The 18605-nt window shown below is 63.6% G+C and carries 2 protein-coding genes (1 of these 2 only partly in view); both read left to right on the forward strand.

What is annotated here, in order from left to right; translation table 11 throughout:
- Nucleotides 1-13017: a non-ribosomal peptide synthetase gene (locus HU754_RS12790; RefSeq protein ID WP_186624357.1), complete on the forward strand. Its 13017-nt coding sequence runs from the start codon at nt 1-3 to the stop codon at nt 13015-13017.
- Nucleotides 13014-18605, forward strand: partial view of a non-ribosomal peptide synthase/polyketide synthase gene (locus tag HU754_RS12795; protein WP_186624358.1) — the start only. Its footprint extends 12252 nt past the window's final position; 5592 of the gene's 17844 nt are visible here — the first part of the coding sequence; its start codon is at nt 13014-13016; the stop codon falls past the right edge of the window. The genes HU754_RS12790 and HU754_RS12795 overlap by 4 nt, the downstream gene beginning before the upstream one ends.

Here is an 18605-nt window from a genome sequence, read left to right on the forward strand (position 1 = left end):
ATGCATTTCAGCGAACTGATGGCTGCCATTTCCACCCGTGCGATCCGCCTTCAACAGGAAGATGAAGACCTGGTCATTCTGGGCAGCGACGACGCGCTGGATGACGCGTTGTGGGACAGCCTCGCGGCGCACAAGGCGCAACTGCTGGAGCTGGTCGCCGAACACGGCGGTGACTGGCTGAGCCCGGCCTTTCGCATCACCCCGGACATGCTGCCGCTGGTGAAGCTGAATCAGGACACGCTTGACCGCATCGTCGCCACGGTGCCGGGTGGCGCCGCCAACGTGCAGGACATCTATCCGTTGTCCGCGTTGCAGGAAGGCATGCTCTATCACCACCTATCGGCCGCTGCCGGTGACCCTTACATCTCGCAGGCGCGCTTCGTATTCGACAGTCAGGAACGGCTGGACGCTTTCGCCGACGCGCTGCGCTGGGTGGTAAACCGTCACGACATCCTGCGCACCTCGTTCGTCTGGGAATACCTCGACGAAGCGCTGCAAGTGGTCTGGCGCGAGGCGCCGCTGGTGTGTGAGGAAGTCCCCGTCGACAGTGGCGCCGACGTGCTCACGCAACTGCTCGCACGCCACGACCCGCAACACTTCCGTCTCGACATGCAGCAAGCGCCTTTATTGCGCCTGGTGTATGCGCAGGATGCCGCGCAGGGCCGCGTGGTCGCGCTGTTGCTGTTTCATCACATGATCATGGATCACGTGGCGCTGGATGTGCTGCGTCGGGAAATTCAGGCCTGTCTGCTCGGGCAGACCACGCAAGTGCCTGCTGCTGTGCCGTATCGCGATCACTTGGCCAGGGCACGCAATGCCGGTAACGAGCAGGCGCAGGAAGCGTTTTTCCGCGACATGCTCGCGGATATCGACGAGCCGACGCTGCCCTGTGGTTTGCAGGATGTGCAGGGCGATGGCCACGCCATCGAGGAAGCCTCGCTGATGCTCGACAGCCGCTTGAGCCGGCAGTTGCGCGAGCAGGCGCGGCAACTCGGCGTCAGCGTCGCGAGCCTGACGCATCTGGCGCTGGCGCGGGTGCTCGGGCAATTGTCCGGGCGCACGGCGGTGGTGTTCGGCACCGTGCTGCTGGGGCGGATGGACGCGGGCGAGGGCGGCGAGCAAGCGTTGGGCATGTTCATCAACACTTTGCCGCTGCGCGTTGATGTTGGCGAGCAAAGCGTGCGCGCCGGCGTGCTGGCGACCCATCGGCGCCTGACCGCGCTGCTGGCGCACGAGCAGGCTTCGCTAGCCCTGGCGCAACGCTGCAGCGCCGTTGCGGTGCCGACGCCGCTGTTCAGCGCGATCCTCAACTACCGACACAGCAGCGTTGAGGAAGTGGCGGAGGTAATCGACATTGCCCCCGGTGTGCAGGTGTTGGGTGCCCGCGAGCGCACCAACTATCCGCTGACCATCAACATCGATGACCTCGGCGCCGATTTGCGCATCACCGCGCTGGCGGACGCAGCGCTGGGGGCCGAGCGCATGGCCGCGTACCTGCACACGGCGCTGGAGAGTCTGCTCGCAGCCTTGCAAACCAGCGCCGATGTGGCGCTGCAAACGCTGCGCATCCTCCCGGCCAGCGAACGCGAACACTTGCTGTACGACGTCAATTCGCCGCTGGCACAGTTCCCGGAAACCCTGTTGATTCATCAGCAATTCGAAACCCATGCCCAGGCCCAGCCTGAGGCCACGGCGCTGATATTCGACGGACAAACCCTCAGTTACGGCGAACTCAACCGCCGTGCCAACCAGGTGGCGCATCATCTGCTGGCCCTGAACATTCGTCCCGACGACCGCGTGGCGATCTGCGTCGAGCGTGGCGCGCCAATGATCATCGGCCTGCTTGGTGTGCTCAAGGCCGGCGCCGGTTACGTGCCGATCGATCCGGCCTATCCGCTCGACAGAATCAGCTTCACCTTGCAGGACAGCGCCCCGGCAGCGCTGCTGATGCAGGCGGCGACGCGCGAGCGCGTGGCCGATCTGGATGTGCCGCAGATCGACCTCGACAGCGCTCACCTCAAGGCCGAACTCGACAGCAATCCGCAGATCCCTGAGCTGACCCCGGCGCATCTGGCGTACGTGATCTACACCTCCGGTTCCACCGGTTTACCCAAAGGCGTGATGGTCGAGCACCGCAACGTGGCGCGGTTGTTTTCCGCCACCCACGATTGGTTCCAGTTCAACCCGCAAGACATCGGGGTGTTGTTCCATTCCTTCGCGTTCGACTTCTCGGTCTGGGAAATCTGGGCCGCGCTGGCGTTCGGCGGGCAACTGCTGCTGATCCCGCAAGCCGTCAGCCGTTCGCCGGACGACTGCTATGCATTGCTCTGCCAGACCGGCGTGACCGTACTCAACCAGACGCCGAGCGCCTTCCGCCAACTGATCGCCGCGCAGGGCCGCAGTCAGCTGCAACACTCGTTGCGGGAAGTGGTGTTCGGCGGCGAAGCGCTGGAGCCGGGCTTGCTCAAACCGTGGTATGCGCGGGTCGGCAATGCCGGCACGCGGTTGGTGAACATGTACGGCATCACCGAAACCACCGTGCACGTGACCTATCGGCCGCTGCAAGCCGCCGACGCGCAGTTGCTCGGCGTCAGCCCGATTGGCGTGCGCATTCCCGATCTGCAACTGTATGTCCTCGATGCCCAGCGCGAACCGGTACCGGTCGGCGTGATTGGCGAGTTGTACGTCGGCGGGGCCGGGGTGGCGCGCGGTTATATGAATCGTGAAGCATTGACTGCCGAGCGTTTTATCAATGATCCGTTCACTGAAAATGTCGATGCGCGGCTGTACAAAACCGGCGACCTTGCGCGCTGGGCTGCGGATGGCAGCCTCGAATACCTCGGTCGCAATGACGATCAAGTAAAAATTCGCGGCTTCCGCATTGAGCTGGGCGAGATCGAGGCACGTCTGTCTAGTTGCGAAGGCGTGCGCGAAGCCGTGGTCATCGCCCGTGAGGACAGCCCCGGCGATCAGCGTCTGGTCGCCTACTGGCTGGCCGATGAAGGTGCGGCGCCGGCTGTGGCGCAATTGCGTGATCAGCTGTTGGCGGGGTTGGCTGACTACATGGTGCCGAGCGCCTTCGTGCGCCTGGAGGCCTTCCCGCTGACCACCAACGGCAAGCTCGACCGCAAAGCCTTGCCGGCACCGGACAGCGATGCATTCGCGCGGCGCGGTTTCGAAGCGCCGGTTGGAGCGGTAGAGAATTTGATCGCTGGTCTCTGGCAGACATTGCTAGGTGTCGAGCAGGTCGGGCGTCATGACAATTTCTTCGAGCTCGGCGGTCATTCGCTGTTGGCAGTGAAGCTGATCGAACGCATGCGCCAACAGGATCTGCACTGTGATGTGCGCGTGCTGTTCGGTCAGCCGAGTGTGGCCGCGCTGGCGGCGACCTTGAGCAGCGAACGCGGCATCGTCGTTCCCGACAACCTGATCGAGCCGGGTTGTACGCGCATCACCCCGGCCATGCTGCCGCTGACCAATCTCGATCAAGCCGCGATCGACCGTGTCGTTGCCAGCGTGCCGGGCGGCAGCGCCAATGTGCAGGATATCTATGGCCTGGCGCCTTTGCAGGCAGGGATTCTCTATCATCATCTGGCAACCAGTGCCGGTGATCCGTATGTGTTGCAGGCGCAATTTGCCTTCGACGGTCTGGCGCAGATCAAAACCTTCGTTCGCGCCTTGAACGGCGTGATCGCGCGCCACGACATTCTGCGCACCGGCATCGTCTGGGAAGGGCTTGAAGAGGCGGTACAAGTGGTCTGGCGCGAGGCGCCGCTGGCGCTGGAACGCGTCGATGCCGACGAACTCGACGGCGACGTGCTCGAGCAGATGCAGGCGCGTTTCGATCCACGCCACTATCGTCTGGACCTCAATCGCGCGCCGCTGATGCGTTTTGTCTACACCGAAGATCAGCCAAACCAGCGCTGGATCGGCATTCTCCTGATGCACCATATCGTCCTCGACCACACCGCACTGGACGTGCTGGTCGCGGAAATGAATGACGTCATGCTTGGCCGCAGCGAGGATCTGCCGCCGCCGGTGCAATACCGCCACTTTGTCGCCCTGGCGCGGCTCGGCATTGATGATCAGGCCCATGAGGCGTTCTTCCGCGAGATGCTTGGCGATATCGACGAGCCGACCGTGGCCTTCGGTCTGCAGGACGTGCACGGCGACGGCAGCGACATTCTCGACAGTCATTCCGAACTCGATGCCGACCTCGGTAAACGTCTGCGAGAGCAGGCGCGGCGGCTCGGTGTCAGTGTGGCCAGTCTGGTGCATCAGGCCTGGGCTCAGGTGTTGGTGCAGGTGTCCGGCCAGCAGGACGTGGTGTTCGGCACGGTATTGCTCGGGCGCATGCAGGGCGGCGAAGGCGCAGATCGGGCGTTGGGCATGTTCATCAACACCTTGCCGCTGCGCGTCAGCGTCGGGGCTGATTCGGTGGAGAGCGGGGTGCGGGGAGCCCATGCGCGTCTGGCGCAATTGCTCGGCCACGAGCAAGCCTCGCTGGCACTGGCCCAGCGTTGCAGTGGTGTCGGCGGTGCGCAGGCGCTGTTCAGCACTTTGCTCAATTACCGCCACAGCGCGCCCGAGTCGGCCGCTGTAGCGTGGGACGGCGTGCAGATTCTCAGCTCCCGCGAGCGCAGCAATTATCCGTTGGTGGTCAGTGTCGACGACCTCGGCGAAGGCTTCCGCGTGAGCGTGCAAGCTGTGCCACAGGTGGACGGCGCGCGGGTCTGCGATTTCTTGCAAACCGCGTTGCACAGTCTGGTCACGGCACTGGAGTACACGTCGCAGGCACCGTTGCAGCAACTGTCGATCCTGTCGCCGAGTGAGCGGCAGCGCGTGCTGGTCGGCTTCAACATCAGCGGTCGTGAATACCCGCCGGCGCAGACCGTGCCGCGCCTGTTCGAAGCGCAAGTGGCGGCGCACCCTGAGGCGCTGGCGGTGGTGCAGGGCGAGCAACAGCTCAGCTACCGCGAACTGAATCAGCGCGCCAATCGTCTCGCCCATCACCTGATTGGTCTCGGCGTGCAAGTCGACGACCGTGTCGCGCTGTGCCTGCGTCGCGGCCCGGACATGCTGGTTGCGCTGTTGGCGATTCTCAAGGCCGGCGCCGGTTACGTGCCGATCGATGCGGATTACCCGGCAGAGCGCATCGCCTACCTGTTGCAGGACAGCGACCCGATCGCGGTGCTGGCGCAGGCGTCGACGCGCGAGCTGCTTGGCGTTGTCCCCGTTATCGACCTGGATGCCGGCGACTGGCAGCACTTGCCTGACACCAACCCAGCGCTGTCGAGGCTGACCCCGGCGAATCTGGCCTACGTGATCTACACCTCCGGTTCCACCGGGCAGCCGAAAGGCGTGATGGTCGAGCACCGCACCCTGGAAAACCTCGTGCACTGGCACGCCGAAGCCTTCGATCTGCATGCCGGCAGCCACACCGCCAGCGTCGCCGGTTGCGGTTTCGATGCCATGGCTTGGGAAGTCTGGCCGGCGTTGTGCGTTGGCGCGACCGTGCATCTGCCACCGTCTTCGATCAAAAACGAACATCTTGATGAACTGCTCGAATGGTGGCGCGCGCAGCCGTTGCAGGTGAGCTTTCTGCCAACCCCGGTGGCCGAATATGCCTTCAGTCGTGAATTGGGCCATCCGACCCTGCGCACGTTGCTGATCGGTGGCGACAAGTTGCGCCAGTTCCCGCGTGATCAGACATTTGCCGTGATCAATAACTATGGCCCGACCGAAGCCACGGTGGTGGCGACGTCCGGACGCGTCGAACCCGGGTGTGTTCTGCACATCGGCCGGCCGATCGCCAATGCCCGAATCTATCTGCTCGACCGTCAGCAACAACCAGTGCCGACCGGTGTGCAAGGCGAGTTGTATGTCGGCGGCGCCGGGGTTGCGCGCGGCTATCTGAATCGTCCGGAACTGACCTCAGCACAATTCCTTGACGACCCGTTCAGCGATGAACCGCATGCGCGGATGTACCGCACCGGCGACCTGGCGCGCTGGCTGGCGGACGGCAATATCGAATACCTGGGGCGCAACGATGATCAAGTCAAACTGCGCGGCGTGCGCATTGAACCCGGCGAAATCGAAGCGGCGCTGAGCGCTCACGACGCGGTGCGCGAATGCGTGGTGCTGGTGCGCGACGGCCGTCTGGTCGCCTGGTTTACCGCCATCGAATCTGTCGAGATCGGCGATTTACACCAGCATCTGCAAGCAATCTTGCCGGACACGTTGGTGCCGGCGGCGTACGTGCGTCTGGACAGCCTGCCGCTGACCGCCCACGGCAAACTCGACCGCAAAGCCTTGCCCGAACCGGATCAGGATGCGTGGCTCAGCCGTGAATATGAAGCGCCACAAGGCCCGGTCGAAATGGCGCTGGCGCAGATCTGGGCCGACGTCCTCAACATCGAGCAGATCGGCCGTCACGACAATTTCTTCGAACTCGGCGGCCATTCGCTGTTGGCGGTGAGCCTGATCGAGCGCATGCGTCAGGCCGGTCTGAGCGCCGATGTGCGCGTGCTGTTCAACCAGCCGAGTCTGGCCGCACTGGCGCGAGCCTTGGGCAGTGGCCGGGAAATCGCAGTGCCGGCCAATCTGATTGCGGCCGATTGCACGCACATCACCCCGGACATGCTGACCCTGACCACGCTGGATCGGGCCAGCATTGATCGTATCGTCGCGACGGTGCCGGGCGGTGCAGCGAATGTGCAGGATATCTATCCGCTGGCACCGTTGCAGGAAGGCATTCTTTATCACCACCTCAGTGCCGAACAGGGCGATCCGTACCTGCTGCAATCGCGTCTGGCCTTCGACAGCCTTGAACGTTTGCACAGCTTCGCTGAACACTTGCAGCAGGTCATCGCCCGTCACGACATTCTGCGCACCAGCGTGGTCTGGCAAGGCTTGCCGAGCCCGCATCAGGTGGTCTGGCGCGCGGCGCAGATGGTCGTGCAACAAGTGCTGCCGGATCCGCAGGACGGAGACATTCTCGAACAGCTGCACGCGCGTTTTGATGCCCGGCATTTCCGCCTCGACCTCAATCAAGCTCCGTTGATCCGCATGGTCTACGCCGAGGATCCGGCGCAACAGCAAGTGGTCGCCATCGTGCTGTTCCATCACTCGATTCTCGACCACACCGCCATGGACGTGATCGGCCGGGAAATGCACGCGTTGATGTTCGATCAGCTCGACACGCTGACGCCGCCGATGCCGTACCGCAATTACGTGGCGCAGGCACGTCTCGGCGCCGATGAGCAGGAACATGAGGCGTTCTTCCGCGAGATGCTCGGCGACATCGACGAGCCGACTTTGCCCTTCGGTCTGCAGGATGTTCAGGGCGACGGGCGTGGCATCGAAGAAGCGCTGCAAGCGGTCGATGCCGCGCTCAATCGGCGTCTGCGTGAACAGGCGCGGCAGTTGGGCGTCAGCCCGGCGAGCCTGATGCACATGGCCTGGGCGCAAGTGTTGGGCGTCGTTTCCGGCCGTCGCGACGTGGTCTTCGGCACCGTGTTGATGGGGCGCATGCAGGGCGGTGAGGGCGCCGACCGCACGCTGGGAGTGTTTATCAACACCCTGCCGCTGCGGGTGGGGCTCGCTGAAAGTGTGCGCGCCGGGGTGAAAACCACCCACGCGCGGCTGACGGCGCTGCTCGCTCATGAACACGCGTCACTGGCGCTGGCTCAACGCTGCAGCGGCATGCCGGGTTCGGCGCCGCTGTTCAGCGCCTTGCTCAATTACCGGCACAGCGCCGCCGCACAACAGCCGCGCGACGGCCAGGGGATCTGGCAAGGCGTGCGCATGCTCGGTGGCGAGGAGCGCAGCAACTATCCGCTGACCCTGTCGGTGGATGATCTGGGCGACGGTTTTGCCTTGGACGTGCTGGCGCTCGCCGAGATCGGTGCGCAGCGGATCTGCAGTTACATGCACACCGCACTGGAGCAACTGGTGCAAGCGCTGGAGCAGCAGCCCCAAATGCCACTCAATCAGCTACCGATTCTGTCGCTGCCGGAGCAGACGCGACTGCTGGTCGATTTCAATCGGAGTGCCGTCGCGTTTCGCCGTGGCGCAACCCTTCATGCGCTGTTCGAGGCTCAGGCGGCACAACGGGCGGATGCGCTGGCGGTGGTGCAGGGCGGGCAAGCGTTGACCTATGGCCAGCTCAATCAACGCGCCAACCGCCTGGCTCACCATCTGCTCAGCCTTGGCGTGCAGCCTGACGACCGCATCGCCGTGTGCGTGCGTCGCAGCCCGCAGATGCTGGTGGCGCTACTGGCGATCCTCAAGTCGGGCGCCGGTTATGTGCCGGTCGACCCGGCCTACCCGGCGGAACGCATTGCCTACTTGCTTGAGGACAGCGCGCCGTTGGCGGTTCTGGCCGAGGCTTCGACGCGTGATTTGCTCGGTGCTGCGTCTGTGATCGATCTCGATGGCAGTGACTGGGCGCATCTGCCGGACCGCAATCCGCAGGTGCCGACGCTGACCCCGGCGCATCTGGCCTACGTGATCTACACCTCGGGCTCCACCGGCCAGCCGAAAGGCGTGATGGTCGAACACGCGACGCTGGAAAACCTCGTGCACTGGCACAACGGCGCCTTTGACCTGCACGCGGGCAGCCACACATCGAGTGTCGCCGGGTTTGGTTTCGATGCCATGGCGTGGGAGGTCTGGCCAGCGCTGTGCATCGGCGCGACCGTGCATCTGCCACCGCAATCGGTGAGCAACGAGCACCTCGACGAGTTGCTGGCGTGGTGGCGCGCGCAGCCGTTGCAGGTGAGTTTCCTGCCCACGCCTGTCGCCGAATACGCCTTCAGTCGTGACCTCGGCCACCCGACCTTGCGCACGCTGCTGATCGGTGGCGACAAATTGCGCCAGTTCCCGCGTCAGCAGACGTTCGCGGTGATCAACAACTACGGCCCGACCGAAGCTACGGTGGTTGCCACCTGCGGCGCGGTCGAGGCCGGGCAGGTGCTGCATATCGGTCGGCCGATGGCCAACGCGAAGATTTACCTGCTCGATGACCAGCAGCGCCCCGTACCGGTTGGCGTTGCTGGCGAGTTGTATGTCGGCGGTGCCGGCGTGGCGCGCGGTTATCTGCATCGCCCCGAGCTGACTGCCGAACGCTTCCTCGACGATCCGTTCAGCGATGAACCGCAGGCGCGCATGTACCGCACCGGCGACCTCGCACGCTGGCTGGCTGACGGCAACGTCGAATACCTGGGGCGCAACGATGATCAGGTCAAACTGCGCGGCGTGCGCATCGAATTGGGCGAAATCGAAGCGGCGTTGAGTGCTCACGAGGCTGTGCAGGATTGCGTGGTGTTGGTGCGCGACGGCCAGTTGCTGGCGTGGTTTACCGAACGCCTGGACGTCGAGATCGAGGATTTGCGCAGTCATTTGCAAGCGCAGTTGCCGCAAGCCCTGGTGCCTGCCGCTTACGTGCGCCTGCCAGCACTGCCGCTGACCGCCAACGGCAAACTCGACCGCAAGGCGTTGCCAGAACCGGATCAAACGGCGTGGCTGAGCCGCGAATATGCCGCGCCACAAGGTTCGGTGGAAATCGCCTTGGCGCAGATCTGGTCGGACGTCCTCAAGGTCGAACAGATCGGCCGTCACGACAACTTCTTCGAACTGGGCGGGCATTCATTACTGGCGGTGACGCTGATCGAGCGCATGCGTCAGGTCGATCTGAGCACCGACGTGCGCGTGCTGTTCAGCCAACCGACCCTGGCTGCGCTGGCGGCGGCGGTGGGCAGTGGCCGCGAGGTCGCCGTGCCGGACAATCTGATTCCTGCCGATTGCACGCGCATTACCCCGGACATGCTGCCACTGGTGCAACTGGATCAGGCCAGCATCGAGCGCATCGTCGCCACGGTGCCGGGCGGCGCGGCCAACGTGCAGGACATTTACCCGCTGGCACCGTTGCAGGAAGGGATTCTGTATCACCACCTCAGTGCGGCTCAGGGCGATCCGTACCTGCTGCAATCGTGTCTGGCGTTCGACAGTATTGAACGGTTTCAAGGGTTCGCGGCGGCGTTGCGTCAGGTCATGACGCGCCACGACATCCTGCGCACTTCGGTGGTCTGGCAAGGCTTGGCGGCGCCGGTGCAAGTGGTCTGGCGCCGTGCAGAGTTGCCGGTCCAAGCGGTGGCGCTGGAGCCCGCGCAGGGCGAAGCCATCGATCAACTACGTGCGCGCTTCGATGCGCGGCACTGGCGTCTGGAACTTGATCAGGCACCGTTGCTGCGTTTGGTGTATGCCCTCGATCCGGACAATCAGCGTGTCGTCGCCATGCTGTTGTTCCATCACATTGCCATGGACCACACCGCGCTGGCGGTGGTCAGCGCAGAAATGCAGGCGATTTTGCAGGGCGATGAGCGACTGCCTGTATCCGCCGTGCCATACCGCAATTATGTCGCGCAAACCCGCCTCGGCGTCAGCGAACACGAGCACGAAGCGTTCTTCCGCGAGATGCTCGGCGACATCGACGAGCCGACACTGCCGTTCGGTTTGCAGGATGTGCATGGCGACGGGAATGACATCGAGGAAGTCTGCCAGCCACTGCCTGCCTCGGTGGCGCAGCGTTTGCGCAGTCAGGCGCGCTTGCTCGGCGTCAGCGTCGCCAGTCTGTTTCATCTCGCCTGGGCGCAGGTGCTGGCGGCAACGTCGGCTCAGGAGCGCGTTGTCTTCGGCACGGTGCTGCTGGGCCGCATGCAGGGCGGCGCGGGCGCAGATCGCGGGCTGGGCATGTTCATCAACACCTTGCCATTGCGCGTGGATGTCGACGAAACCGATGTGCGCGCCGGGGTCAAGGCCACGCATGCGCGGCTCAGTGCGCTGTTGGCTCACGAACATGCTTCGCTGGCATTGGCCCAGCGTTGCAGCGGTGTCGCGGCACCGTCACCACTGTTTAGCGCGATGCTCAATTACCGCCATAGCGACAGCGAAGCTCAGCAAACTACCAAGCGCGAGGCCTGGCAGGGCATCGAATCCCTGGCCGGCGAGGAGCGCACCAATTACCCGTTGACCCTCAACGTCGATGATCTCGGCAGTGGTTTCGCACTGACGGTGATGACCCCTTCGCGCATCGGTGCAGCACGCCTCGGCCAGTACATGCACAACGCGCTGATCGCGCTGGTTGAAGCGTTGGAGCACACACCGCAACAACCGTTGAACTGCCTGACGGTGTTGCCGGACGAGGAGCGGCAGGCGTTGCTGTTCGGCCTCAATGCCACGGACGTCGATTACGATTTGCAGCAGACGCTGCACGGCTTGTTCGAAGTGCAGGTGCAGCGTACGCCGCAGGCTGTGGCCGTCGTTGCCGGCGAACAGGCATTGAGCTACACGCAGCTGAACGAGCGCGCCAATCGCTTGGCCGGGCACTTGATCAGCCTTGGCGTGCAAGTGGATTCGCGGGTGGCGATCTGCGTCGAGCGCAGCCTGGAAATGGTCATCGGCCTGCTCGCCATCAACAAGGCCGGCGCTGGTTATGTGCCGCTCGATCCGGCCTATCCGCCGGAGCGTCTGGCCTACATGCTCGAGGACAGCGCGCCGGCCGTGGTGCTGGTGCACGGGGCTACCAGCGAGTTGCTGGGAGATATCACGGCGGCAGTGGTCGATCTTGACCAGAACAGCTGGCACTCCTTGTCCGCCGAAAATCCGCAAATCCCGACGTTGACACCACAGCACAGCGCCTACGTGATCTACACCTCCGGCTCCACCGGCCAACCGAAAGGCGTGGTCAACGAACATGCCGGGGTGGTCAACCGCTTGCTGTGGATGCAGGACGCCTATCGCCTGACCGCTGCCGATTCGGTGTTGCAGAAAACCCCATTCAGTTTTGACGTCTCGGTATGGGAGTTCTTCTGGCCGCTGATGACCGGCGCGCGCCTGGTCATGGCGCAGCCCGGCGGGCACAAGGATCCGCAGTACCTGAGCGAAGTGATCGAGCGCGAACACATCACCACGCTGCACTTTGTGCCGTCGATGCTTGATGTGTTCCTCGCCAATAGCGACACCACACGCTGCGACAGCGTGCGGCAGGTAATGTGCAGCGGTGAGGCGTTGCCGGGCAGTGTGGTGCGGCGTTTCAAACTTCAGTTAACGGGCAGCCAGTTGCATAACCTCTACGGGCCGACCGAAGCGGCCGTCGACGTCACCGCTTGGGATTGCGCCGGATCGATCGAGCAGACCCCGGACAACACGCCAATTGGCAAACCGATCGCCAATACCCGCATGTACATCCTTGATGCGCAACAGCAACCCGTGCCGCAAGGCGTGATCGGCGAGCTGTACATCGCTGGCGTGCAGGTGGCGCGCGGTTATCTGAACCGACCTGAGTTGAATGCCGAGCGCTTCCTCGACGATCCGTTCCAGGCCAACGGGCGGATGTATCGCACTGGTGACGTCGCCCGCTATCTGGCGGACGGCAACATTGAATACCTGGGGCGTAACGACGATCAGGTGAAGATCCGTGGCTTGCGTATCGAACTGGGCGAAATTCAGGCCGGCATTGCCCGGATCGAAGCTGTGCAGGAGGCGGTGGTGGTCGCCCGCGAAGACGTGCCAGGCGACAAACGTCTGGTCGCCTATTACACCGGCGAACGCCTGGAAATCGACCTGCTGCGCAGTCACTTGCTCGAGCACTTGCCGGATTACATGGTGCCTACGGTGTTTGTGCATCTCGATAGTTTGCCGCTGAGCCCCAACGGCAAGCTCGACCGCAAGGCGCTGCCGGCGCCGGATCAGCAATCGCTGAAAACCCGCGAATACGAAGCCCCGGTGGGCGACGTCGAAATCACCCTGGCACGGCTCTGGGCCGAGCTGCTCAACGTCGAGCGGGTAGGGCGTCACGACCATTTCTTTGAACTGGGTGGTCACTCATTACTGGCGGTCAGTCTGATCGGCCGGTTACGTCAGGAAGGCATGGAAGCCGATGTCAGGGCGTTGTTCGAACAACCGACCCTGGCCGGCTACGCCGCAATTACGGAAAGAATGGAGATCGTCCTGTGAATGTGCTCGAACTGTTGGCAACCCTGAAGACAAAAGACATTCAATTGGCGGTGACCGATGAGCAATTGCGCGTCAACGGCAACAAACAGGCGTTGAGCGATCCGGCGCTGCTGGCCGCGCTGCGCGAGCACAAACCGGCGCTGATCGAACTGATCAAGGCCGGCCAATACTCGGCCAGCCGCGTCGGCCAGATCGACGTTCCGGCCAACGGCATCCTCCCCGGCACCACGCGCATCACGCCAGCGATGGTGACCCTGGCTGACGTGGATCAGGCGACCCTCGACCGCTTGCTCGCCGAGGTACCGGGCGGCGCCGCCAATGTGCAGGACATCTACCCACTGGCGCCGTTGCAGGAAGGCATTCTCTATCACCACGCGAGCAACGAGCAGGGCGATCCCTACGTCATGCAATCGTACTTTGCGTTCAGCAGCCGCGAGCGTCTGCAGGACTTCGCTCAAGCCTTGCAAAAGGTCATCGATCGCCACGACATCTTGCGTACGGCGGTGCATTGGGAAGGGCTGGACGTACCGCTGCAAGTGGTCTGGCGTCAGGCACCGTTGCCGATGGAAGAGATCGTGCTGGCAAACGGCGCAAGTGATGCGCTGCAGCAATTGCACGAACGTTTCGATGCGCGGCATTTCCGTCTGGACGTCCGGTGCGCGCCGATGATGCGTCTGGCCTACGTGTGGGATGAGGGCGGTCAGCGGGTGGTCGCGACGTTGTTGTTCCATCACATGGCGCTGGACCACTCGGCGCTCGACGTGGTGCGTCACGAACTGCTCGCCTGCCTCACTGGCCAGGCTCAATCGCTCGGCCGGCCGGTGCCGTTTCGCAATTACGTAGCGCAGGCGCGACTGGGCATCAGCGAAGCCGAACACGAGGTTTTTTTTCGCGAGATGCTCGGCGACATAGCCGAGCCGACCCTGCCCTACGGTTTGCAGGACGTGCAGGGTGACGGGCTCGGTATCGCTGAGCTGAGCCTGCCGGTCAATCCGTTGCTCGGCCAGCGTTTGCGCGCACAGGCGCGGCAGCTTGGCGTGAGTGTCGCGAGCCTGTTTCATCTGGGCTGGGCGCAGGTACTGGCGGTGCTCACCGGCAAACAAAACGTAGTGTTCGGCACGGTGCTGATGGGCCGCATGCAAGGCGCCGAAGCTACTGAACGGGCGTTGGGAATTTTTATCAACACCTTGCCGCTGCGGGTCGATGTCGATGCACAAGGCGTGCGTGCGGCGGTGGAGGCGACCCACAAACGCTTGACCACATTGATGCGCCACGAGCATGCGCCACTGGCGCTGGCCCAGCGTTGCAGTGGCGTGGTCGCACCCACGCCGCTGTTCAGTGCCTTGCTCAATTACCGCCACAGCCACACGGCGGCGACGGCGAGTGCCGAGACCCTGGCGGCGTGGGAAGGCATCAGCACGATCAGCTCCGAAGAACGCACCAACTACCCGCTGACCCTGAGCATCGACGATTTCGGCGATGCCTTCAGCCTGACGTTGTTGGCCACCACCGAGGTCGAGCCACAGCGCATCTGCGATTACCTGCACTGCGCCATGGAGAGTCTGGTGCTGGCACTGGAGCAGGCACCCGATACCGCGCTCAACCAATTGCCGATTCTGCCGACGGCCGAGCGCGAGCAGCTGCTGCTGGCGTTCAATGACAACCACGCCGAATTCCCGGCAATGTTGACCATTGCCCAGCGTTTCGAGGCGCAAGTGGCGCAGCGGCCCGAAGCCGTGGCCGCGCAATACCTCGGTGAGCAATTGAGTTACGCCGAACTCAACCGGCATGCCAACGCCTTGGCTCATCATCTGGTCGCACTGGGTGTCAAGCCCGATGATCGCGTCGCCATCGTCGCCCGCCGTGGCCTCGATACGCTGGTCGGGCTAGTGGCGATTCTCAAGGCCGGTGCCGGTTATGTGCCGGTCGACCCGGCGCACCCGGCCGAACGTCTGCACTACTTGCTCAGCGACAGCGGCCCCGTTGCTGTGCTGACCCAAAATAATCTGCGGGAGCGCTTGCCGACGCTGGCGGTGCCGGTGATCGATCTTGACCCGCGCACCTGGCCGCTGAGCGAAACCCTTGATCCGCAGGTGCCGGGCCTGACCGCCGCACATCTGGCCTACGTGATCTACACCTCCGGCTCCACCGGGCTGCCAAAAGGCGTGATGGTCGAACATCGCACCTTGTCGAATCTCGTCGACTGGCATTGCACAGCGTTTGATCTGTGCGCCGGTCGCCACACTTCAAGCCTTGCCGGGTTCGGTTTCGACGCCATGGCCTGGGAAGTCTGGCCGGCGCTGTGTGCCGGCGCGACCCTGCATCTGGCACCGACTCACGAGGGCACCGAGGACATCGATGCGTTGCTCGAGTGGTGGCGCGCGCAGCCACTGGACGTGAGTTTCCTGCCGACACCCGTCGCCGAATACGCCTTCAGCCAGAACCTTGAACATCCGACGCTGCGCACACTGCTGATCGGTGGCGACCGCTTGCGCCAGTTCAGCCGCAACCAGCAATTCGACGTGATCAACAACTACGGCCCGACCGAAGCCACCGTGGTCGCGACCTCTGGGCGAATCGAGGCAGGCGATGCCTTGCACATCGGCAAACCGGTGACCAATGCCACGGTGTATCTGCTCGACGAACAGCAGCGTCCGGTGCCGATTGGCGTCATGGGCGAGTTGTATGTTGGCGGTGCCGGGGTCGCTCGCGGCTATTTGAACCGTGCCGACCTGAGCGCCGAGCGCTTCCTTCATGACCCGTTCAGCCCTTTGCCGAACCCGCGCATGTATCGCACCGGCGATCTCGCCCGCTGGCGCGCGGACGGCACGATCGAGTACCTGGGGCGTAACGACGATCAGGTGAAAATCCGTGGCGTGCGTATCGAACTCGGCGAAATCGAAACCCGCCTCAATCAGTTGCCCGGCATTCAGGAAGCCGTACTGCTGGCGCGTGAAGATGAACCCGGCCAGCCGCGGCTGGTGGCGTATTTCACCGAGCAGAGCCAGGTCGAACCGTTGGCCGTGGCCGAGTTACGCGCGCACCTGCTGACCCAGTTACCGGAGTACATGGTGCCGGTGGCCTTCGTCAGACTCGACGCGCTGCCGTTGACCGCCAATGGCAAGGTCGACCGCAAGGCCCTGCCGAAACCCGAGCGAGCGGCGCTGTTCACCCGCGAATACGAGGCGCCGCACAACGAACTGGAAAGCGCCTTGGCGCAGATCTGGGCGCAGGTGCTGCAAGTCGAGCGAGTCGGGCGTCAGGACCATTTCTTCGAACTCGGTGGTCATTCGCTGTTGGCCATGCGCATGGTGTCCCAGGTTCGCCAGCGTCTTGGCGTGGAACTGGCGCTGGGCGATCTGTTCGCCAACGCCGAACTGGCAGCGGTTGCCGAGGCGGTGGCGCAAGCCGGGCGCAGCACGCAACCGGAGATTGTCGCGGTGGCTCGTGACGGCGCGTTGCCGCTGTCGTTCGCCCAGCAACGCTTGTGGTTTCTCGCACAAATGGAAGGCGCCAACACCGCGTACAACATTCCCATCGGCCTGCGCCTGCGTGGGCAACTGAATGAGCATGCGCTGCAACAAGCCTTGGCGCGTATCGTTGCGCGTCACGAAACCCTGCGCAGCCGTTTCGCCCAGTTCAACGACCAGGCGCAAGTGCTGATCGCCCCGGTCGACAGCGGTCTGCTGCTGCGCGTTGAAGACCTGCGCCAGCATCCGCAAGCCGACCAGACCTTGGCGGCGCTGATTCAGGGCGAGGCCTCGGGACCGTTTGACTTGCAGGATGATGCACTGATTCGCGGACGCCTGGTGCGGCTGGCCGACGATCATCATGTGCTGTTGCTGACCCTGCACCACATCATCTCCGATGGCTGGTCGATGGGGGTTCTGACCCGTGAACTGATGGCGCTTTATCAGGCGTTCAGCCACGGTCAACCAGATCCACTGCCGCCGCTGGCGCTGCAATACACCGACTACGCAGTGTGGCAGCGGCGCTGGCTCAGTGGCGAGGTTCTGGAGCGTCAAAGCGAGTATTGGCAACAAACGTTGGCGGGCGCTCCGGCACTGTTGACGCTGCCGACTGATCGCGTGCGCCCGGCGCAGCAGGATTACGCCGGCAACACCGTCGACGTGGTGCTCGACGAACGCCTGAGCGCCGGGCTCAAGGCTTTGGCCCAGCGTCACGGCGTGACGATGTACATGCTCATGCTCGGCGCATGGGCGAGCCTGTTGAGTCGGTTGTCCGGGCAATCGGAAGTGGTCGTCGGTTCGCCCGTGGCCAACCGCAGTCGGGCCGAGATCGAAGGCCTGATCGGCATGTTCGTCAATACCCTGGCCCTGCGTATCGATACCTCGGGCGCTTTGAGCACCGAGGCGCTGCTGGCGCGGGTCAAGGCGCGGACGCTGGATGCGCAGACGCATCAGGACCTGCCGTTCGAACAAGTGGTGGAAATCACCAAGCCTGCACGCAGCATGGCGCACAGCCCGTTGTTTCAAGCGATGTTCAGTTGGGACAGTGGCCACGGTGCCAGCCTGAGTCTCGGCGAGCTGACGCTGGAAAGTGTTGCCGAACCGAGCCACTTTGCCAAATTCGATCTGTCACTGACGCTGGCAGACGCGCCGGACGGCATTCGCGGTGTGCTGGAGTACGCCGTTGCCTTGTTCGATGAGTCGACTATTCAACGTTACGTCGGCTACTTCCAGCGCCTGTTGCAGGCCATGGTCAGCAACGATCAAGCGGTGTTGGAGCAGGTGACGTTGTTGGCGGACGATGAGCGTCAGCATCTGCTGGTCGATCTGAACGCAACCACTGTCACCCACGATCTTGAGCAGACTGTTCATGCTCGCTTCGAGACGCAGGTGTTGCGCACGCCAGACGCGGATGCCGTGGTGGCCGGTGAATTGCGTTTGAGTTACGCCGAGTTGAACCGTCGCGCCAACCAGCTCGCCCATCACCTGCGCCAGTGCGGCGTGGGCCGCGATTCGCGGGTGGCGATCTGCGTCGAGCGCGGGCCGCAGTTGCTGGTCGGTCTGTTGGCGATTCTCAAGGCCGGCGGCGCTTATGTGCCGCTGGACCCAGGGTATCCTGCTGAGCGTCTGGCCTACATGCTTGAGGACAGCGCGCCAGTGGCGGTGCTGGTGCATGCGCCGACGCGTGCGCTGATCGGCGAGTGGGCCGGCGTGTTGGTCGACTTCGACCATTGCACCTGGCAAGACCTTGCGCAAAGCAATCCGCAGGTGCCAGGCCTGAGCGCCGCGAACCTGGCCTATGTGATTTACACCTCCGGCTCCACCGGCACGCCGAAGGGCGTGATGGTCGAGCACCGCAACCTGGGCAATCTGCTGCACTGGAGCGCCAGCCTGTGTCCGCTTTCTACCGGCGCCGCGCTGTTGCAGAAAACCCCGCTGAGTTTCGACGCCTCGGTGTGGGAGCTGTTCTGGCCGTTGAGCTGCGGCATGCGTCTGATCCTCGCTGGCCCGGACGACCACCGCGATCCAGCCGCGCTGGTGCAACTGATTCGTGAGCAACAGGTCAACGTCGTTCAGTTTGTACCGGCGCTGTTGCAGCAATTCCTTGAAGTGGCAGAG

The sequence above is a fragment of the Pseudomonas zeae genome, assembly GCF_014268485.2.
In the GTDB taxonomy this organism is placed as follows: Bacteria; Pseudomonadota; Gammaproteobacteria; order Pseudomonadales; family Pseudomonadaceae; genus Aquipseudomonas; species Aquipseudomonas neuropathica.